Here is a 19,767-nt window from a genome sequence, read left to right on the forward strand (position 1 = left end):
GGCCCGGCGGTGGCGGCCGCGGCCGGACGGACGCCCGGCCCGGCCGCGGCGAGGGCGGCCGCCGCCGCGAGGGCGCCCTCGGGGGCCCCGTCGGCGCGGTCGATCGCGGCCTGGGCGGCGACCGCGTCGTCGTCGGCGTCGAGCATCGGATCGTCGGCGCCCTCGCCGTTCCGTCGCATCGACAGCCAGCCGAGGCGGGACCCGACGAACACCGCCGCCAGGATGAGCAGCGCGACGAACGACGCCCGCCCGAACAGCGCCGACTGCAGGTCGGCCACGCCGGTGTCGTCGACGAACAGCGCGAGCAGGATCCAGCTCAGCAGGCCGGCCGCGGGTGCCGTGACCAGCGCCGTGATGAACCACGTCCACTCCGGCGGGCGGCGGCCGAGCACGATCTCGGCGCCGACCCAGCCGATCACGACGACCGACACGGCCAGCAGCAGGACGATGCTCCACACCCGCAGCAGATCCGGCGACCAGGACCGCAGGGCCACGAACAGCGTCTCGGCGAGGCCGTAGACGACGGTCAGGACGAGCGTTCGGAGAACCCAGGGACGCGGAGCGAAGCGGAGCCGGACCGTCGTGTCGGGACGCACACGGACACCGTACGACGTGCCCTTCTCTACGCTGACGGGTGTGCAGCCCACCCGCCCGGAACGTGCGCCCGGGGGCCACGCCCGCCGCCGCGACCTCCTGCGCGGCGCCCTGCGCGCGGCCGGGCTGGACGCGCTGCTCGTCACCGATCTGGTCAACGTCCGCTACCTGACGGGGTTCACCGGCTCGAACGCCGCGCTGCTCGTCCACGCCGGCGACGACGCCGACCGCGGCGAGGACCGCACGGTGCTCGCCACCGACGGTCGCTACACGACCCAGGCGGCCGCGCAGACGCCCGACCTGCCGGTGCTGGTCCAGCGCGCGGTCGGGCCGGCCCTGCTCGGGGCCGCGGCCGGGGCGATCGGCTTCGACAGCGCTCACGTCACCGTCGACGGCCACGCGGAGCTGGCCGCCGCGCTGACCGACGGCGAGCTGCGCCGGGCGCCCGGCCTGGTCGAGGCGCTGCGGGCGGTGAAGGACGCCGGCGAGGTCGACGCGCTGCGCCAGGCCTGCGCGGCCGCCGACGCCGCGCTCGCCGGGGTGATCGCGGACGGGGGCCTGCGCGCGGGACGGAGCGAGCGCGAGGTGGCCCGCGACCTCGAGGAGCGCATGCGCGAGGCCGGCGCCGAGGGCCCGTCGTTCGAGACGATCGTGGCCGCCGGCGCCCACGCCGCGATCCCGCACCACAGCCCCACCGACGCCCCGCTCGCCGACGGCGACCTGCTGACCATGGACTTCGGCGCCCTCGTCGACGGCTACCACTCGGACATGACGCGGACGACGATCGTCGGCGCCCCGGCGGAGTGGCAGCGCGACCTGCACGACCTCGTCGCCGAGGCCGCCGCGGCCGGGCGTGCGGCGCTGGCCCCGGGCGTCGCCACCCGCGACGTGGACGCCGCCGCGCGCGATGTCATCACCGCGGCGGGGTTCGGCGAGCAGTTCGTGCACGGGCTCGGCCACGGCGTCGGGCTGGTCATCCACGAGGCTCCGGCGGTGTCCGCGACCGCGACCGCTACCCTGGAGGCAGGGATGACGGTCACCGTCGAGCCGGGGGTCTACCTGGCCGGACGGGGCGGGGTCCGGATCGAGGACACGCTGCTGGTCACCGAGGACGGTGCCGTGCCCCTCACGCAGAGCCCCCGGGACCTCGTCCACGAGTCCCGAGACGAGACGTAGGAGAGAGCCCTCCCGTGGCGACGACGAACGACCTGAAGAACGGCCTGGTGCTGCGGATCGACGGCAACCTCTGGACCGTCACCGAGTTCCAGCACGTCAAGCCGGGCAAGGGCGGCGCCTTCGTGCGCACGACCCTCAAGAACGTCATGACCGGCAAGGTGGTCGACAAGACGTTCAACGCCGGCACCAAGGTCGAGACCGCGAACGTCGACCGCCGCGACATGACCTTCCTCTACCGCGACGGCGACGACTTCATCTTCATGGACGCCGCGGACTACGAGCAGGTGCCGGTCCCGGCCGCGACCGTCGGCGACCAGTCGCGGTTCCTCCTGGAGAACCAGGAGGTCCAGGTCTCCTTCAACGACGGCGCGCCGCTCTACATCGAGCTCCCGGCCTCGGTCGAGCTCGAGATCACCCAGACCGACCCCGGCCTGCAGGGCGACCGCTCCACCGGCGGCACCAAGCCCGCGACGGTCTCGACGGGTGCCGAGATCCAGGTGCCGCTGTTCCTCGAGACCGGCACGCGGGTCAAGGTCGACACCCGCGACGGCCGCTACCTGGGCCGCGTGAGCAGCTGACGTGAGCGGTCCTGCCTCACCCGCGACCCCGCGCAAGGGGTCTCGCTCCAAGGCCCGCAAGCGGGCCCTCGACATCCTGTTCGAGTCGGAGGCCCGCGGCGAGGACCCGCAGGAGGTGCTCGCCCGCCGCATCGCCGGGGCCGACGCCCCGCCCGTGTCGGACTTCGCGGCGTCGCTGGTCGAGGGCGTCGTGGCCCACCGTGCGGAGATCGACGAGACGATCTCGTCCTACTCCCGGGGCTGGACGATGGCCCGCATGCCGGCGGTCGACCGCATGATCCTGCGCATCGGGGTCTTCGAGATCCGCTACTGCGACGACGTGCCCGACCCGGTAGCCATCGACGAGGCCATCGACCTGGCGCGCGCGCTCTCCACCGACGACTCGCCGCGCTTCGTCAACGGGGTGCTTGCGGGGGTGTCCTCGGGGCGTCCGGGCACGGTGGCGCCGCCGAGCCCGGACCGCGTCGACGTCCCGGCGGGGGCGGAACTCGCGCCGGCCGGGCCGGACGAGCCGGCCGACGACGAGCCGCCGACCGGCTGAGCAGGCACGGACCCACGCGCGAACGGGGAGTTCGCGCGCGTAGAAGCAGCGAACAGCGCCTTCGCTGCGGAACCGGGTGCCTAGTCCTCCAGGGCGCGGGCGGCGCGGGCCTCGGGCGGCAGGACGCCCCAGTCGACGAGCTGGTCGGACAGCTCGCCCGGGCTCATGTCGTAGATGATCGCGAGCGAGCGCAGGTCCTCGTTGCGGATCGAGAGGACCTTGCCGTTGTAGTCGCCGCGCTGGCTCTGGATGGCGGCGGCGTAGCGCGCCAGCGGGCCGGCCTTCTCGGCGGGGAGCTGCTGCAGCCGCTCGAGGTTGATCACGATCTTCGCGGCCGGCTCGGAGCCGGAGGGCACCCGGCCCTCGGGCAGGAGCTCGGCCACGGGCACGCCGTAGAAGTCGGCGAGCTCGGCGAGCTTCTGGACGGTCACGGCGCGGTCGCCGCGCTCGTAGGACCCGACGACGACGGCCTTCCAGCGGCCGCCCGACTTCTGCTCGACGCCGTGCAGCGACAGACCCTGCTGCTGGCGGATGCCCCGGAGCTTCGACCCCAGCGCCTTCGCGTAGTCACCCATCTGGCGGACACCCCGTCCTCTCACATCGCCCGGCTCGCCCCGCCCGTGCACCCAGCGAAGTCGATACGGAGAGTGATGATGCGCCCCCGGATGTCACATGGTCAAGCCGGGCGGGCCGCGGATCGTCGCCGTTGTGGCTCCTGGCACCCCGTCCGGGTACGGACCACGGCGCGTAGTGCCCGTCCCGGCCCGTCCGGCGGCGGAGCGCCCGGCGGGCGCTGCCGGACGTCTCCGTCGTCGCTGATAGTGTCGGTGACGTCCTGACCGACATCCTTTAAGAGCCGTCCCGCGAGGCGGAGAAGGAGGGTCGCCCGCGTGCCGTCACGGCGCCGGGGCGCATCCGGGTCGGGTGACGCGAGTGCCGAGGGTGAGCGCGAGCTCCTCTCGGCGGCGGACCTCGCGCGCACCGTGGCCCGGGTCGCCCACGAGATCATCGAACGAACCGCCCCGGACGGCGGTACCCACCGCGTCGTCCTGCTGGGTCTGCCCACGCGCGGTACCTATCTCGCCCGCCGCCTCTCCGAGCGGATCGGCGAGATCACGGGAGCCCGGGTGCCCGTCGGCACCCTCGACCCGACGCTCTACCGCGACGACCTGCGCCTGCGGCCCACCCGCGCGCTCGCCGAGACCGAGCTGCCCCCGGGCGGCGTCGACGACGCGGTGGTCGTGCTCGTCGACGACGTCCTGTTCTCCGGACGGACGGTGCGCGCGGCCCTCGACGCCCTGCGCGACCACGGCCGTCCGCGCGCGGTCCAGCTCGCCGTCCTCGTCGACCGCGGCCACCGCGAGCTGCCGATCCGCGCCGACTACGTCGGCAAGAACGTCCCCACCAACCGCTCCGAGGACGTGGCCGTCCGGCTGGTCGAGGTCGACGGCGAGGACGGGGTGAGCCTCCGGTGACGGACCCCGCGACGAGCATCGGCCTGCGCCACCTCCTGTCCACCGAGGGCCTGCGCCGCGAGCAGGCCGAGGCGCTGCTCGACACCGCGGCCGGGATGGAGCAGGCGCTCACCGGCCGCGCGGTGCGCAAGCTCCCCACGCTGCGCGGGCGCACCGTCGTGACGCTGTTCTACGAGAACTCCACGCGCACCCGCGTCTCGTTCGAGGTCGCGGGCAAGTGGATGAGCGCCGACACCATCAACGTCAGCGCCTCCGCCAGCTCGGTGAGCAAGGGCGAGTCCCTGCGCGACACGGCGGCGACGCTGGGCGCGGCGGGCGCCGACTGCCTGGTCGTGCGCCACCCGGCCTCCGGCGCGCCGCACCGCATCGCCGCGTGGCTCGACCAGGTGGGGCACTCCCACCTGGGCGGCGAGGGCCACGTCGCGGTGGTCAACGCCGGCGACGGCACCCACGAGCACCCCAGCCAGGCCCTGCTCGACGCGGCGACGCTGCGCAAGCGGCTCGGCGGCATCGAGGGCACGCACGTCGCGGTCGTCGGCGACGTCCTGCACAGCCGCGTCGCCCGCTCCAACGCCCACCTGCTGGCGACGCTCGGCGCGCGCGTCACGCTCGTGGCGCCGCCGACGCTGCTGCCGGTGGGGGTCGCCGACTGGCCGGTGACGATCGCGCACGACCTCGACGCCGTGCTCGACCAGGGACCGGACGCCGTGATGATGCTGCGGGTCCAGGCCGAGCGGATGCACGGCGGCTTCTTCCCCTCCGCGCGGGAGTACGCCATCCGCTTCGGGCTCTCCCAGCCGCGCGCCGACCGGCTGCCCGACCACGCCGTCGTCCTGCACCCCGGGCCGGCCGTGCGGGGCATGGAGATCGCGAGCTCGGTGGCCGACTCGAGCCGCGCGGCCATCGCCGACCAGGTCACCGCCGGGGTGCACGTGCGGATGGCGATCCTGTACCACCTGCTCGCCGGGGAGGACGTGGCGTGATGGGAGACGCAGCGGAGCGGAGCTCGACCCGGGACGGCAGCACCACGAGAATCGCGGGCGTCCGCCCCTACGGCGAGGACGCAGGAGACCTCTACGTCCGCGACGGGGTCCTGGTCGACCCGGTGTCCGACCCCGACGAGACGATCGACGCGGGCGGCCTCATCGCCCTGCCGGGGCTGGTCGATCTGCACACGCACCTGCGCGAGCCCGGCGGCGAGGAGGCCGAGACCGTCGACACCGGCTCGGCCGCCGCTGCGCTCGGCGGTTACACCGCGGTGTTCGCGATGCCCAACACCGACCCGGTGGCCGACTCGCCGGTGGTCGTCGAGCACGTGTGGCGACGGGGTCGCGAGGTCGGGCTGGTCGACGTCCACCCGGTCGGGGCGGTGACGGTCGGGCTGGAGGGCTCGCGGCTCGCCGAGATGGGGATGATGGCCGCGTCACCCGCCCGGGTGCGGATGTTCTCCGACGACGGGCGCTGCGTGAACGACCCGCTGGTGATGCGCCGGGCACTCGAGTACGCCCGCGCGCTCGACGCCGTCGTCGCCCAGCACGCCGAGGACCACCGGCTCACGGTCGGCGCGCAGGCGCACGAGGGGCCGGTCGCCGCGCGGCTCGGGCTGGCCGGCTGGGACCCGGCGGCCGAGGAGTCGATCATCGCGCGGGACGTGATGCTCGCCGCAGCCGCCGGGGCGCGCCTGCACGTCTGCCACCTGTCGACCGCGCGCTCGGCGGAGGTGCTGCGGTGGGCCCGGGAGACGATGGACGTGACGGTGTCGGCGGAGGTCACGCCCCACCACCTCCTGCTCACGGACACGGCGGCCGAGGACTACGACCCCGTGCACAAGGTCAACCCGCCGCTGCGGCCGTCCGCCGACACCGCGGCGCTGCGCCGTGCGCTGGCCGACGGGACGGTCGATTGCGTGGCCACCGACCACGCGCCGCACGCGGTGGAGGCCAAGGACTGTGAGTGGTCCGCGGCGCGACCCGGCATGCTGGGTCTGCAGACCGCGTTGCCGGTGGTGGTCACGACCATGGTCGCCACCGGGCTGCTCGACTGGCGCGGGGTCGCCCGGGTGTGCAGCGAGGCCCCCGCGCGGATCGCCGGGCTGGCCGACCAGGGCCGTCCGCTGACGGTGGGCGAGCCCGCGACGCTGACGCTGGTGGACCCCGACGCGGCCTGGACGGTGCGCGGGGAGTCGCTGGCCAGCCGGGCGGCGAACACCCCGTACGAGGGGATGCAGATGCCGGTCTCCGTGGTGCACACGATGCTGCGGGGCCGCTGGACGGTGCGGGACGGAGCCGTGAGGGAATTGCGGAAGGTGGCACAGGATGGATGAGGCGGTGCTGGTCCTCGAGGACGGCAGCGTCCACCGCGGCGAGGCCTTCGGGGCCCTCGGGCGCACGTTGGGCGAGGCCGTGTTCACCACGGGCATGACGGGTTACCAGGAGACCCTCACCGACCCCAGCTACCACCGCCAGATCGTCGTGGCCACGGCGCCGCACATCGGCAACACGGGCTGGAACGACGAGGACGACGAGTCGCAGGCGATCCAGGTCGCGGGCTACGTCGTGCGGGACCCGGCGCGGCGCCCGTCGAACTGGCGCTCGCGGCGCAGCCTCACCGACGAGCTGGCCCGCCAGGGCGTGGTCGGGCTCGCGGGGATCGACACCCGGGCGGTGACGCGCCGGCTGCGGGAGGCCGGCTCGATGCGCGCGGGGCTGTTCTCCGGCGAGGCCCTCACCGACACGACGACGATGCGCGCCCAGGTGCTCGACAGCCCGGAGATGGCGGGCGCGGACCTCGCGGGCGCCGTCACCACCCGGGAGCCCTACACGGTGCCGGCGACGGGGGACACCCGCTTCCGCGTCGCCGCGCTGGACCTGGGGATCAAGGCCAACACCCCGCGGATGCTGGCCGAGCGCGGCGCCGAGACCCGCGTGCTGCCCTCGACGGCGACGATCGACGAGCTGCTCGACCCATTCGGAGACGGCAGAGCGCCCGACGGCGTCTTCCTCTCCAACGGCCCCGGCGACCCGGCCACCGCGAACCACGCCGTCGAGCTGACGGCCGAGGTCCTGCGCCGCGGGGTGCCGCTGTTCGGCATCTGCTTCGGCAACCAGATCCTGGCCCGCGCGCTGGGGCTGGGGACCTACAAGATGCGCTACGGGCACCGCGGCATCAACGTCCCGGTCATCGACCACACCGACGGCACCGTCGCGATCACCAGCCAGAACCACGGCTTCGCGGTGGCCGGCGAGCCCGGCGCCCGGGTCGACTCGCCGTTCGGCACCGTGCACCTGAGCCACTCCTGCCCCAACGACGGGACCGTCGAGGGCCTGACCTGCGAGGGCGTCCCCGCCTTCAGCGTCCAGTACCACCCGGAGGCCGCGGCCGGACCGCACGACGCGGCCGACCTCTTCGATCGTTTCGCCACCCTGATGGGAGGGCGCTAGACAGATGCCGCGCCGCGACGACATCCACCACGTCCTGGTCATCGGCTCCGGCCCGATCGTGATCGGGCAGGCCGCGGAGTTCGACTACTCCGGCACCCAGGCCTGCCGCGTGCTGCGGGAGGAGGGCCTGCGCGTCTCGCTGGTCAACTCCAACCCGGCGACGATCATGACCGACCCCGAGATCGCCGACGCCACCTACGTCGAGCCGATCACGGTCGAGCACGTCACCAAGGTCATCGAGGCCGAGCGCCCGGACGCGCTGCTCGCGACCCTGGGCGGGCAGACCGCCCTCAACACCGCGATCGCGCTGTACGACGCGGGCGTGCTCGAGCGCTACGGGGTCGAGCTGATCGGCGCCGACGTCGACGCGATCCAGCGCGGCGAGGACCGGCTGAAGTTCAAGGAGATCGTCCGGCAGGTCGGCGGCGACGTGCCGCGCAGCGAAGTCTGCCACTCGATGGACGAGGTGCGCGCGACCGTCGCCGAGGTCGGCCTGCCGGTGGTCATCCGCCCGAGCTTCACCATGGGCGGGCTGGGGTCGGGGCTGGCCTACACCCACGAGGAGCTCGAGCGCCTGGCCGGGACGGGCCTGGCGGCGAGTCCGGTGCACGAGGTCCTCATCGAGGAGTCGGTGCTCGGGTGGAAGGAGTACGAGCTCGAGCTGATGCGCGACGGCAAGGACAACGTCGTCGTGGTCTGCTCGATCGAGAACGTCGACCCGATGGGCGTGCACACCGGTGACTCGGTGACCGTCGCGCCGGCGATGACGCTGACCGACCGCGAGTACCAGGTCATGCGCGACACCGGCATCGAGGTGCTGCGCGCGGTCGGCGTCGAGACCGGCGGCTGCAACATCCAGTTCGCCGTGCAGCCGGAGACCGGGCGCCTCGTCGTCATCGAGATGAACCCGCGCGTGAGCCGCTCGTCCGCGCTCGCGTCGAAGGCCACCGGCTTCCCCATCGCGAAGATCGCCGCCCGCCTCGCCGTCGGCTACACCCTCGACGAGATCACCAACGACATCACCGGCGAGACCCCGGCCAGCTTCGAGCCCGTGCTGGACTACGTCGTGGTGAAGGTGCCGCGGTTCGCGTTCGAGAAGTTCCCGGGCGCCGACCCGACGCTGACCACCACGATGAAGTCGGTCGGCGAGGCGATGGCGCTGGGCCGCAGCTTCGGCGAGGCCCTGAACAAGGCCCTGCGCTCGGCCGAGACGAAGGCCCTGGGCTTCTGGACGACGCCCGATCCGGACGGCACGCCCGAGGAGGCCCTTCACCAGGCCTCGCTCCCGCGCGACGGGCGCCTCTACGCCGTCGAGCGGGCGCTGCGCCTCGGGGCGAGCGTCGAGCAGGTCAGCGAGGCCTCGGGCATCGACGCGTGGTTCGTCGAGCAGATCGAGGGCCTGGTCGCGCTGCGCGCCGAGCTGGCCGACGCGCCGGTGCTCGACGAGCGCCTGCTGCGCCGGGCGAAGCGCTCCGGGCTCTCGGACCTCCAGATCGCCTCGGTGCGCCCGGAGCTCGCCGGCGAGGCCGGGGTCCGTGCGCTGCGCCACCGGCTCGGGGTGCGCCCGGTCTACAAGACGGTGGACACCTGCGCCGCGGAGTTCGAGGCGCGCACGCCCTACCACTACTCGGCCTACGAGTCCGACCCCGCGGCCGAGACCGAGGTCGCCCCGCAGGCCGACCGGCCCAAGGTGATCATCCTCGGCTCGGGGCCGAACCGCATCGGGCAGGGCATCGAGTTCGACTACTCCTGCGTCCACGCGGCGTTCAGCCTGCGCGCCGCCGGGTTCGAGACCGTCATGCTCAACTGCAACCCCGAGACGGTCTCCACCGACTACGACACCTCCGACCGCCTCTACTTCGAGCCCCTCACCGAGGAGGACGTGCTCGAGGTGGTGCACGCCGAGCAGGTGTCCGGTGCGGGCGGTCCGGGGCTGGTCGGGGTGGTCGTGCAGCTCGGCGGGCAGACCCCGCTCAAGCTCGCCGCCGCGCTCGAGGCCGCCGGGGTGCCGGTGGTCGGCACGCCGCCGGCCGCGATCGACCTCGCCGAGTCCCGCGGCGCGTTCGGGCAGGTGCTCGCCGACGCCGAGCTGCCGGCGCCGCCGTACGGCACGGCCACCAGCTTCGACGGCGCCCGCGAGATCGCGGCGTCGATCGGCTACCCGGTGCTCGTCCGCCCCTCCTACGTGCTCGGCGGGCGCGGCATGGAGATCGTCTACGACGACGAGACGCTGGCCGACTACATCGTCCGGGCCACCGAGGTCACCCCCGACCACCCGGTGCTCGTCGACCGCTTCCTCGACGACGCCATCGAGATCGACGTGGACGCGCTCTGCGACGCCGACGGCGAGGTCTACCTCGGCGGGGTCATGGAGCACATCGAGGAGGCCGGGGTGCACTCCGGCGACTCCTCCTGCGCCCTGCCGCCGATCACGCTCGGCACCGTCGAGCTGGAGACGGTGCGGGCGTCGACGGTCGCGCTCGCCCGCCGCCTCGGGGTCTGCGGGTTGATGAACGTCCAGTACGCGCTCAAGGACGACGTGCTGTTCGTGCTCGAGGCGAACCCGCGCGCGTCGCGCACCGTCCCGTTCGTCTCGAAGGCGACCGGGGTGGCGCTGGCGGGGGCGGCGTCGCGGGTGATGCTCGGCGCCACGATCGCCGACCTGCGCGCCGAGGGCGTCCTGCCGCGCGCCGGCGACGGGGCCGACCTGCCGCGCGAGCACCCGGTCGCGGTCAAGGAGGCCGTGCTGCCCTTCCACCGCTTCCGCCGCCCGGACGGCCGCGGCGTCGACTCCCTGCTCGGCCCGGAGATGAAGTCGACCGGCGAGGTCATGGGCATCGACAGCGCGTTCTCCACGGCGTTCTCGAAGGCCCAGGCCGCCGCGGCGGGGCCCCTGCCGGTGCGGGGCACGGTGTTCGTCTCGGTGGCCAACCGCGACAAGCGCTCGCTGATCTTCCCGGTGAAGCGGCTGGCCGACCTCGGCTTCGCGATCCTCGCGACGGCGGGCACCGGCAGCGTGCTGGAGCGCAACGGCATCCCGTGCGAGATCGTCCGCAAGCACTTCGAAGGCCCGGGCAACATCGTCGACAAGATCGCCGCGGGCGAGGTCGACGTCGTCATCAACACCCCGGTGGGGCACTCCGGCCCGCGCATCGACGGCTACGAGATCCGCGCCGCGTGCCTGGACGTCGGCGTGCCGTGCGTGACGACGGTGCAGGGCGCCGCGGCCGCGGTGCAGGCCGTCGAGGCGGCCATCCGCGGGGAGGTCGGCGTGACGCCGCTGCAGACGTTCCACGCGCGCCTCGCCGCGGCCCGCGCCGACACCAGCTCCACCAACGGCACCGGGCCCTCGCCCTCGCCGGTGGCCGTCGGGGCGGGCTCGTGACGCGGGCGGCCTTCCGCACGAGGCTGCGCGACGCCGTCGCCGCGCACGGGCCGCTGTGCGTCGGGATCGACCCGCACCCGGGCCTGCTCTCGGCGTGGGGCCTCGACGCCGACGCCGCCGGGGTGGAGCGCTTCGCCCGCGGGGTCGTCGAGGCCCTGGCCGGGCACGTCGCGCTGCTCAAGCCGCAGGTGGCGCTGTTCGAGGTGCTGGGCTCGGCCGGGCTCGGCGCCCTCGAGCGGACGCTGGCCGACGCCCGCGAGGCCGGGGTGCTGACGGTCGCCGACGCCAAGCGCGGCGACATCGGCTCGACGATGGCCGGCTACGCCCGCGCCTGGCTCGGGGACGGCGCCCCGCTGGCCGCCGACGCGGTGACGCTCTCGCCCTACCTCGGGATCGGGGCGCTGGCGCCGGCCCTCGACCTCGCCGTCGCCACCGGTCGCGGGGTGTTCGTGCTCGCGCGGACATCCAACCCGGAGGCCGCCGGAGTGCAGTCGGCCCAGGCCTGGGTGGGTGGCAGCGGGGGCTCCCCGCGAGCGGTGCGGGAGGTCGCGCAGTCGGTGATCGACGCGCTGGCCGACCACAACGCCGCGCACGCGGGCGGGCTCGGCGACGGGTCGGCGGGCGCCGTCGTGGGCCTCACCCGCGGCACCACGGGGCGCGACCACGGCCTCGACCTCGACGCCCTGGGCGGCCCGGTGCTCGTCCCGGGGCTCGGCGCGCAGGGCGGCACGCCCGGTGACGTGGCCGCGGCGTTCGGTGCGTCGGGCGCGACCGGGACGTTGGGCGCAGCGGGCGGACCGGTCGTGCCCGTCAGCGCGCGGGAGGTCCTCACCGCCGGCCCCGACCACGGAGCGCTGAGGGCCGCGGTCGGCGCGCTGAACGGATCCCTGACCGGGTAGACCGCCCGCGTGGACGTACCGGGCGCAACGATCACCACCGGTGGGCGCGACGCCCGCCGGATCCGTGTGTCCCGGAGCGCTTCGCGCGGTGTCCCGACCTGCGGACATCCCGGCCCCACGGACTGTCGACGTCGGGCCCGCGCGGTACGTTCGCCATCACTGGTCCAGCGATTCGCCACCTCGGGAGCCGGTCTTGCCGGCACCCGTCGTCTCGACCCCCCGGAGGAGAACGTGGCATTACCCGAGCTGACCGAGGAGCAGCGGGCCGCGGCGCTCGAGAAGGCCGCCGCCGCCCGCCGTGCCCGGGCCGAGCTCAAGGAGCGGCTCAAGCGTGGGGGCACCAGCCTCTCGGAGGTGCTCGAGCAGGCCGACTCGGACGAGGTGCTCGGCAAGATGAAGGTCTCGGCGCTGCTGGAGGCCATGCCGGGCGTGGGCAAGGTCCGCGCACAGCAGATCATGGAGCGTCTGGAGATCGCCCCGAGCCGCCGGTTGCGCGGCCTGGGCGAGCGCCAGCGCAAGGCGCTGCTCGACGAGTTCTCCGGCGAGTGAGCCGGTGAGCTCACCCCCGGCGCACGGGCCCGGCCGGCTGTTGGTGCTGGCCGGGCCCTCGGGGGTCGGCAAGAGCACGGTGGTCGCCGAGCTGCGGCGCATCCACGCCCCGTTGTGGTTCAGCGTCTCCGCCACCACCCGGGCCGCCCGGCCCGGGGAGGTGCACGGGCGCGACTACTTCTTCGTGGGCGCCGACGAGTTCGACCGCATGGTCACCGAGGGCGAGCTGCTCGAGTGGGCCGAGATCCACGGCGGCATGCACCGCTCGGGCACCCCCCGGGCGCCGGTCGACGAGCACCTCGCCCGCGGTGAGCCGGTGCTGCTCGAGCTCGACCTGGCCGGCGCCCGGGCGGTGCGCGCCCAGCGGGAGGACGCGCTGTTCGTGTTCCTCGAGCCGCCGTCGTGGGAGGTCCTCGTGGGCCGGCTCATCGGTCGCGGCACCGAGGCGACCGAGGTCGTCGACCGCCGGCTGGCGACCGCGCGCGAGGAACTGGCCGCGAGCAGCGAGTTCGACGTCACCGTCGTCAACCACGACGTCGGGGAGACCGCACGGCGGTTGGTAGAGTTGAGCGCTGGTCCTCCCGTGAGCCGCGCCGGCCGGGAGGCCGTGCCGACGGGGTCATCCGCGCCGTCGGGCCGATCATCGTCCGGCGCGACCCCTGCAGGAGCGAGCGAGTGAGCATTTCCACCGGACGGCCCGGCAGCATCCTCGAGGGCCCGGAGGGCATCACCAACCCCCCGATCGACGAGCTGCTGGAGACGGTGAGCTCCAAGTACGCGCTGGTCATCTACGCGGCCAAGCGCGCACGCCAGATCAACGACTACTACGCCCAGCTGGGCGAGGGCCTGCTCGAGTACGTGGGCCCGCTCGTCGAGCCCGGCCCGCGCGAGAAGCCGCTCTCGGTGGCCATGCGCGAGATCCACTCCGGTCTCCTCGAGCACACCGAGGGCGAGTAGCGGTGGCCGAGCCCCGGGAGATCGTCCTCGGGGTCGCCGGCGGCATCGCCGCCTACAAGGCCTGCGAGGTGCTGCGGCGCCTGCGCGAGGCCGGCAACCACGTCCAGGTGGTGGCCACCCGCGCGGCGCTGGAGTTCATCGGTGCCGCCACGTTCGAGGCGCTCTCGGGCCGGCCGGTCCTGTCCGGGGTGTTCGAGAACGTCCCCGACGTCGAGCACGTCGCCCTCGGGCGGCGTGCCGACCTCGTGGTGCTCGTCCCCGCCACGGCGGACCTGCTCGCCCGCATGGCCCAGGGTCGCGCGGACGACCTGCTGACCTTGACGCTGCTCACCGCCCGGTGCCCGGTGCTCGCCGTGCCGGCCATGCACACCGAGATGTGGGAGCACCCGGCGACGGTCGACAACGTCGCCACCCTCCGGCGACGGGGCACGGTGGTGCTCGAGCCCGCCTCCGGGCGCCTCACCGGCGCCGACACCGGGCCAGGGCGGCTGCCCGAGCCCGCCGAGATCGCCGAGTTCGCGCGCCTGCTGCTCGAGTGGGACGCCCGCACGGACGAGCCGTTCCCCCTGCCGCGCGACCTCGAGGGCCGCCGGGTGGTCGTCTCCGCCGGCGGCACGGCCGAGCCGCTCGACCCCGTGCGCACCCTGGGCAACCGCTCGTCGGGCCGCCAGGGCTACGCGCTGGCCCGGGTCGCCGCGCAACGCGGCGCCGAGGTGACGCTCGTCGCCGGCACCACCGCGGACCTCGAGCCGCCCGCCTCGGTCGACCTGCGCCGCGTGCAGACCACCCGCGAGATGCGCGACGCGGTGCTCGACGCGGCGAAGGCCGCGGACGTCGTCGTGATGGCCGCGGCCGTGTCGGACTTCCGGCCCTCGTCGGTGTCCGCCGGCAAGATCAAGAAGGGGGACGACGCCCCGTCGATCCCCCTCGAGTTCAACCCGGACATCCTGCGCGAGCTCGTCACCGAGGACGTCCCGCGCCGTCTCGTCGTGGGCTTCGCGGCCGAGACGGGCGACGAGCACGGCAGCGTGCTCGAGTACGCGCGCGCCAAGCTCGAGCGCAAGGGCTGCGACATGCTCGTGGTCAACGCCGTGGGCGCCGGGAAGGCGTTCGAGGTCGAGGACAACGAGGGCTGGCTGCTCTCGGCGGACGGTTCGTCGCAGCCGCTGCCGATGGGGTCGAAGGCCGCGCTGGCCGCCCGGGTGTGGGACGCGGTCGCCGAGCGACTGCGCTGACCTGCTGCTGACCTGCTGCTCTGTCCGGGGCAATCTCACGTCCTGCTCATGAACACAACCGTTCTGTGACACGCTTGGCATTCGAGCAGGTCAGCGGGCTCGCGATCCCTCCGGATGCCGTTAGTGTGGACGGGTCCCATTGTCGAGGCAGGGAGAGATTGTGCCCGCTAGGCGTCTGTTCACCAGCGAATCCGTCACCGAGGGCCACCCGGACAAGATCTGCGACGCAGTCAGCGACGGCATCCTGGACGCCCTGCTGGCGCAGGACCCGAAGTCGCGCGTCGCGGTCGAGACGATGGTCACGACGGGCCAGGTGCACGTCGCCGGCGAGGTGACCACCAACGCCCAGGTCAACTACGTGGACGTCGTCCGCAAGACGATCCTGGACATCGGCTACGACTCGTCGGCCAAGGGCTTCGACGGCGAGAGCTGCGGCGTCTCGATCTCCATCGGCGCGCAGTCCAAGGACATCGCGCAGGGCGTCGACGAGGGCTACGAGTCGCGCGTCGAGGGCAACGAGGACGAGATCGCCAAGCAGGGTGCCGGCGACCAGGGCCTCATGTTCGGCTACGCCGACGCCGACACCCCCGAGCTGATGCCGCTGCCCATCGGGCTCGCGCACCGGCTCGCCCGCAAGCTGACCGCGGTCCGGCGCGACGGCACGCTGCCGTACCTGCGTCCGGACGGGAAGACCCAGGTCACCATCGCCTACGACGGCGACAAGCCCGTCGGCGTCGAGACCGTGGTCCTGTCGACGCAGCACGCCGCCGACATCGACCTGGACAACATGCTGGCGCCCGACATCCGGTCGAAGGTCATCAACCCGGTGCTCGAGGGCATCGACCTCGACTCGTCGAGCACCCGCGTGCTGGTCAACCCGACCGGCCGCTTCGTCACCGGCGGCCCCATGGGCGACGCCGGCCTGACCGGCCGCAAGATCATCGTCGACACGTACGGCGGCTACGCCCGCCACGGCGGCGGCGCCTTCTCGGGCAAGGACCCGTCGAAGGTCGACCGCTCCGCCGCGTACGCCATGCGCTGGGTGGCCAAGAACGTCGTGGCCGCCGGCCTGGCCAAGCGCGTCGAGGTCCAGATCGCCTACGCGATCGGCAAGGCCGAGCCCGTGGGCGTCTTCGTCGAGACCTTCGGCACCGCCCAGGTCGACCCGTCGAAGATCGAGAAGGCGATCCACGAGGTCTTCGACCTGCGCCCCGGGGCGATCGTGCGCGACCTGCAGCTGCTGCGCCCGATCTACCAGCCGACCGCGGCGTACGGCCACTTCGGCCGCGACGACCTCGACCTCCCGTGGGAGCGCACCGACCGCGCCGACGCGCTGAAGTCGATCGCGAGCTAGTTCGAGCAACGCGGCATTCCTGGCGCTGAGAGCCAGGATCGCCACGTGCTCGGAAGGACGACACGCCGGCCCGGCGCACCCGACCCCGTGGTGCGCCGGGCCGGCGTGCGTCCGAGCCCCGGTCCGGTGATCACCAGGTCGAAAGGCACCGCGCGGGGGTCCTCCGAGGTGCCGTTCCCCCTGCTGATCACCACGTGTCGCGGCGCGGTCGGGCGGCTCTGGTACACGTGAGGACGTGAGGGCGAGGGAGACGGGCGAGGCGCTCTTCGCCGCGCCGCCGTCGCCCGCCCCGGCTCCCGCCCCGCCCGCCCCGAAGCCCGGCAAGCCGCGCAAGAACGAACGCCTCCCGGCCACCGAGCGCCCGGTGGCGCGGGTGGCGGTGGACGTCAACCTGGCCCACCTCGACCGCCCGTTCGACTACCAGGTCCCCGAGCAGCTGGCCGAGCAGGCCGTCCCCGGTGCCCGGGTGCGCGTCCGGTTCGCCGGGCGCCTGGTCGACGGCTTCGTGCTCGCCCGCGAGGACACCTCCGAGCACACGGGGCGTCTGGGGTGGCTGGAGAAGGTCGTCTCGCCCGAGCCGGTGCTGAGCGCGGAGCTCGCGGGGCTGTGCCGGGCGGTCGCCGACCGCTACGCCGGCACCCTCGCCGACGTCCTGCGCCTCGCCGTCCCGCCCCGCCACGCGCGGGTGGAGGCCGAGACGCCGCCGGAACGGCCGGCGCCGACGCCGCCCGAGCACCACGGCTGGGGCGACTACCCCCGCGGTCCCGCGCTGCTCGAGGCCCTGGAGAAGGGACGTCCCGCGCACGCCGTCTGGCAGGCGCTGCCCGGGGAGGACTGGCCCGCCCGGCTCGCCGAGGCCGCCGCCGCGACGGCCGCCGCCGGCCGCGGCGCCGTGGTCGTCGTGCCGGACCGCCGCGACCTCGACCGCGTCCAGGCCGCCTGCGAGGCCGTCGCGGGTGCCGACGCCGTGGTCGCCCTGGCTGCCGACCTGGGCCCCGCCGAGCGCTACCGCCGCTGGCTCGCCGTGGCGCGCGGACAGGCGCGCATCGTCGTCGGCACCCGCGCGACGGCCTTCGCGCCCGTCGCCGACCTCGGGCTCGTCGCCGTGTGGGACGACGGCGACGACTCCCACGCCGAGCCCCGCGCGCCCTACCCGCACGCGCGCGACGTCGCCATGACCCGCGCCCACCGTGACGGCGCAGCGCTGCTCGTCGGCGGGTTCGCCCGCACGGCCGAGGCCGCCCTGCTCGTCGCCAGCGGCTGGGCCCACGACGTCGTCGCGGACCGGGCGACCGTCCGCGCCCGCGGCCCGCGGGTCACCTCGATCGGCGAGGACGACCGCCAGCTGCTGCGCGACCCCGCCGCCCGCGCCGCCCGCGTGCCCGGCGTCGCGTTCGAGGCCGCCCGCGCCGCCCTGACCGCGGGGGCGCCCGTGCTCGTCCAGGTCCCGCGCCGCGGCTACCTGCCCGCCGTCGCCTGCGCGACGTGCCGCGAGCCCGCCCGCTGCCGCCGCTGCGCCGGCCCGCTGGCCCTGCCCGCCGGGCGGGACGCTGCCGGCCGGGACGCCGTGCCCACCTGCCCCTGGTGCGGCCACCCGGGCGCCGGGCTCCGGTGCGCCGCCTGCGGCGGCCAGCGCCTGCGCGCCCTGGCCGTCGGGTCGGAGCGCACGGCCGAGGAGCTGGGCCGCGCGTTCCCGCAGACGGTCGTGCGGGCCTCCGGCGGGGCGGCGGCCGTCCTGGACACCGTGCCCGGCGGCCCCGCGCTCGTCGTCGCCACGCCCGGGGCCGAGCCCGTCGCCGCGGGCGGCTACGGCGCCGCACTGCTGCTCGACGGCGCCGTGCTGCTCGCGCGGCCGGAGCTGCGGGCGGGGGAGGAGACGCTGCGGCGCTGGTTCGGGGCCGCCGCCCTGGTGCGGCCCGCGTCCGACGGCGGACGGGTCGTGGTCGTGGCCGAGTCGTCGAACGCCGCCGTCCAGGCGCTCGTGCGGTGGGACCCGGCGGGCCACGCGGCGACCGAGCTCGCCGCCCGCGAGGAGCTCGCGCTGCCCCCGGCCGTGCGCCTCGGGGCGGTCGACGGCCCGCCCGCCGCCGTCGCCGACCTGCTCGCGGCGCTGCCGGACACGATGGAGGTGCTCGGTCCCGTGGAGCTGCCGCCGGGCACGCGGCTCCCGGGCGGCGAGGAGCGCACCGAGGGCGCCGAGCGCTGCCTGGTCCGGGTCCCGCGCACCGAGGGTCGGGCGCTCGCGCGGGAGCTGCACGCCGCGCAGGCCGTGCGCTCGGCCCGCAAGGACCGCGACGCGGTGCGGGTGCTGCTCGACCCCCTGGACCCGCTCTAGGTCCCTCTGCCACTATTCAACCGAAAGGTTGAACAAGGAGGACGGCATGAGCAGCGAGACCCCCGCGGACCGCCACCGGCGCGTCGCGGCGACGTTCGGCGACCGCGTGCGCGGCACCACGAGCTGGGAGGTGCCCACGCCGGTGCCGGCGTGGACGGCGCGCGACGTCGTCGACCACCTCACGACGTGGTTCCCCGGCTTCCTGGCCGGCTGCGGGATCACGCTCCCGCCGGGGCCGACCGCGCAGGACGACCCGGTGGCCGCCTGGGAGCACCAGAGCGCCGCGGTCCAGGCGCTGCTCGACGACCCCGGGCAGGCCGAACGCCCGATCGACAACCCGCACCTCGGCAACATGACCCTCGGGGCCGCGACCGACATGATCTACACGACCGACGTCCTCATGCACACCTGGGACCTGGCCCGCGCCACCGGCCAGGACGACCGCCTCGACCCCGACGAGTGCGCCCGGCTCGTCGCCGGCATGGAGCCGATGGAGGAGGTCATCCGCTCCTCGGGGCAGTACGGCCCGCGCGTGCCGGTGCCCGCCGACGCCGACGCCCAGACCCGCCTGCTCGGCTTCATCGGCCGCGACCCCGACTGGAAGCCCTGACCGGAGGCCTAGACTGGACGGTCGAACGCTCCCTGCCCAAGGGGTCGAGCTCCGCTGCGCTCCGTCTCCCTGCGAAGAAGGATCGATGACCGTCCAGCCCCTGCGCCTGTTCGGCGACCCCGTCCTGCGGACGAAGGCCGACCCCGTGGTCGACTTCGACCGCGAGCTGGCCACCCTCGTCGCCGACCTGCACGAGACGATGCGCGACCAGGGCGGCGCCGGGCTCGCGGCCCCGCAGATCGGGGTCGGCCTGCGGGTGTTCGTGTTCCGGGCCGACGGCGTCGAGGGCCACCTGGTCAACCCGACGTGGAACGCGGTGGACGGCACCGAGCAGTTCGGTCCCGAGGGGTGCCTGTCGATCCCCGGGCTGCGGTTCGACTGCCGCCGCTTCGAGCACGTCGTGGCCACCGGGTGGGACCTGCACGGCGAGCCGCAGACGGTGGAGGGCACCGCGCTGGTCGCCCGCGCGATCCAGCACGAGACCGACCACCTCGACGGCGTCCTGTTCCTCGACAAGCTCGACCCGGAGACCCGCCGCGAGGCCATGAAGGCGATCCGGACGGCGCCCTGGTTCGACCCGGCCGCGCCGCCGACGGTCAAGCAGAGCCCCCACCCGCTGTTCGGCCGGGCCACCTGAGC

18 protein-coding genes and 1 pseudogene are annotated in these 19,767 nt (G+C 74.7%); 17 read left to right on the forward strand and 2 right to left on the reverse strand.

From position 1 onward, the window contains the following. Positions 1-596, reverse strand: a 596-nt coding sequence (locus ABD994_RS14975; protein WP_345416034.1) for a hypothetical protein, incomplete at its 3' end; no start/stop codon positions are given. A gap of 40 nt (positions 597-636) precedes the next feature. On the opposite strand from ABD994_RS14975, the gene ABD994_RS14980 reads away from it, so the two are divergent. From ABD994_RS14980 to nusB, 3 genes and pseudogenes are all read left to right on the forward strand, one after another. After that, on the forward strand, positions 637-1,770 hold the full coding sequence (locus ABD994_RS14980; protein WP_345416038.1) for a M24 family metallopeptidase: 1,134 nt from the start codon (positions 637-639) through the stop codon (positions 1,768-1,770). Positions 1,771-1,784: 14 nt separating this feature from the next. Continuing rightward, positions 1,785-2,348, forward strand: coding sequence for an elongation factor P (gene efp / locus ABD994_RS14985; RefSeq protein ID WP_345416042.1), 564 nt, complete (start codon positions 1,785-1,787; stop codon positions 2,346-2,348). A gap of 1 nt (position 2,349) precedes the next feature. Next, positions 2,350-2,805, forward strand: a pseudogene (gene nusB / locus ABD994_RS14990) (transcription antitermination factor NusB); the annotation flags it as partial. 164 nt (positions 2,806-2,969) lie between these two features. Here nusB and bldD read toward each other — a convergent pair. After that, positions 2,970-3,464 carry a transcriptional regulator BldD gene (gene bldD, locus ABD994_RS14995; protein ID WP_345416048.1) on the reverse strand — a complete coding sequence of 165 codons (495 nt, stop codon included), beginning with the start codon at positions 3,462-3,464 and terminating at the stop codon, positions 2,970-2,972. Between the two features lie 315 nt (positions 3,465-3,779). Here bldD and pyrR point away from each other — a divergent pair, with 315 nt between their 5' ends. The 14 genes from pyrR to def all read left to right on the forward strand — a co-directional run bounded on the left by pyrR (position 3,780) and on the right by def (position 19,765). Continuing rightward, positions 3,780-4,364, forward strand: a complete 585-nt coding sequence (gene pyrR / locus ABD994_RS15000; protein ID WP_345416051.1) for a bifunctional pyr operon transcriptional regulator/uracil phosphoribosyltransferase PyrR — start codon at positions 3,780-3,782, stop codon at positions 4,362-4,364. Positions 4,365-4,387: 23 nt separating this feature from the next. Further along, positions 4,388-5,347 carry an aspartate carbamoyltransferase catalytic subunit gene (locus ABD994_RS15005; protein ID WP_345416295.1) on the forward strand — a complete coding sequence of 320 codons (960 nt, stop codon included), beginning with the start codon at positions 4,388-4,390 and terminating at the stop codon, positions 5,345-5,347. After that, complete coding sequence (locus ABD994_RS15010) at positions 5,347-6,687, forward strand: dihydroorotase (RefSeq protein ID WP_345416054.1); 1,341 nt, start codon at positions 5,347-5,349, stop codon at positions 6,685-6,687. The genes ABD994_RS15005 and ABD994_RS15010 overlap by 1 nt, the downstream gene beginning before the upstream one ends. Beyond that, the gene (gene carA / locus ABD994_RS15015; RefSeq protein WP_345416057.1) at positions 6,680-7,804 is read left to right on the forward strand and encodes a glutamine-hydrolyzing carbamoyl-phosphate synthase small subunit; all 1,125 of its coding nucleotides are present in this window, start codon (positions 6,680-6,682) and stop codon (positions 7,802-7,804) included. The genes ABD994_RS15010 and carA overlap by 8 nt, the downstream gene beginning before the upstream one ends. 4 nt (positions 7,805-7,808) lie before the next feature. Continuing rightward, a complete protein-coding gene (gene carB, locus ABD994_RS15020) occupies positions 7,809-11,189 on the forward strand; it encodes a carbamoyl-phosphate synthase large subunit (protein WP_345416060.1) in 3,381 nt (1,126 codons plus the stop codon). Beyond that, the gene (gene pyrF / locus ABD994_RS15025; protein WP_345416063.1) at positions 11,186-12,088 is read left to right on the forward strand and encodes an orotidine-5'-phosphate decarboxylase; all 903 of its coding nucleotides are present in this window, start codon (positions 11,186-11,188) and stop codon (positions 12,086-12,088) included. The genes carB and pyrF overlap by 4 nt, the downstream gene beginning before the upstream one ends. Positions 12,089-12,319: 231 nt before the next feature. Continuing rightward, entirely contained in the window at positions 12,320-12,637 is a 318-nt protein-coding gene (gene mihF / locus ABD994_RS15030; protein ID WP_133830239.1) for an integration host factor, actinobacterial type, read from the forward strand. Positions 12,638-12,641: 4 nt separating this feature from the next. Then, positions 12,642-13,316, forward strand: a complete 675-nt coding sequence (gene gmk / locus ABD994_RS15035; protein WP_345416066.1) for a guanylate kinase — start codon at positions 12,642-12,644, stop codon at positions 13,314-13,316. Continuing rightward, positions 13,313-13,594 (forward strand): DNA-directed RNA polymerase subunit omega, encoded by a 282-nt coding sequence (gene rpoZ, locus ABD994_RS15040; RefSeq protein WP_285648178.1) that lies wholly within the window; start codon positions 13,313-13,315, stop codon positions 13,592-13,594. Before gmk ends, rpoZ begins: the two co-directional genes overlap by 4 nt. A 2-nt stretch (positions 13,595-13,596) precedes the next feature. Further along, entirely contained in the window at positions 13,597-14,829 is a 1,233-nt protein-coding gene (coaBC, locus tag ABD994_RS15045) for a bifunctional phosphopantothenoylcysteine decarboxylase/phosphopantothenate--cysteine ligase CoaBC (RefSeq protein ID WP_345416071.1), read from the forward strand. A 175-nt stretch (positions 14,830-15,004) separates the two neighbouring features. Next, positions 15,005-16,183 carry a methionine adenosyltransferase gene (gene metK, locus ABD994_RS15050; RefSeq protein ID WP_425550066.1) on the forward strand — a complete coding sequence of 393 codons (1,179 nt, stop codon included), beginning with the start codon at positions 15,005-15,007 and terminating at the stop codon, positions 16,181-16,183. A 235-nt stretch (positions 16,184-16,418) separates the two neighbouring features. Next, on the forward strand, positions 16,419-18,518 hold the full coding sequence (locus tag ABD994_RS15055) for a primosomal protein N' (protein ID WP_345416074.1): 2,100 nt from the start codon (positions 16,419-16,421) through the stop codon (positions 18,516-18,518). A gap of 46 nt (positions 18,519-18,564) precedes the next feature. Further along, entirely contained in the window at positions 18,565-19,128 is a 564-nt protein-coding gene (locus ABD994_RS15060; protein ID WP_345416077.1) for a TIGR03086 family metal-binding protein, read from the forward strand. Positions 19,129-19,213: 85 nt separating this feature from the next. Then, the gene (def, locus tag ABD994_RS15065; protein WP_345416080.1) at positions 19,214-19,765 is read left to right on the forward strand and encodes a peptide deformylase; all 552 of its coding nucleotides are present in this window, start codon (positions 19,214-19,216) and stop codon (positions 19,763-19,765) included. Positions 19,766-19,767: the final 2 nt, after the last annotated feature.

Source organism: Actinomycetospora chlora (assembly GCF_039542135.1).
GTDB classification, from domain to species: Bacteria; Actinomycetota; Actinomycetes; order Mycobacteriales; family Pseudonocardiaceae; genus Actinomycetospora; species Actinomycetospora chlora.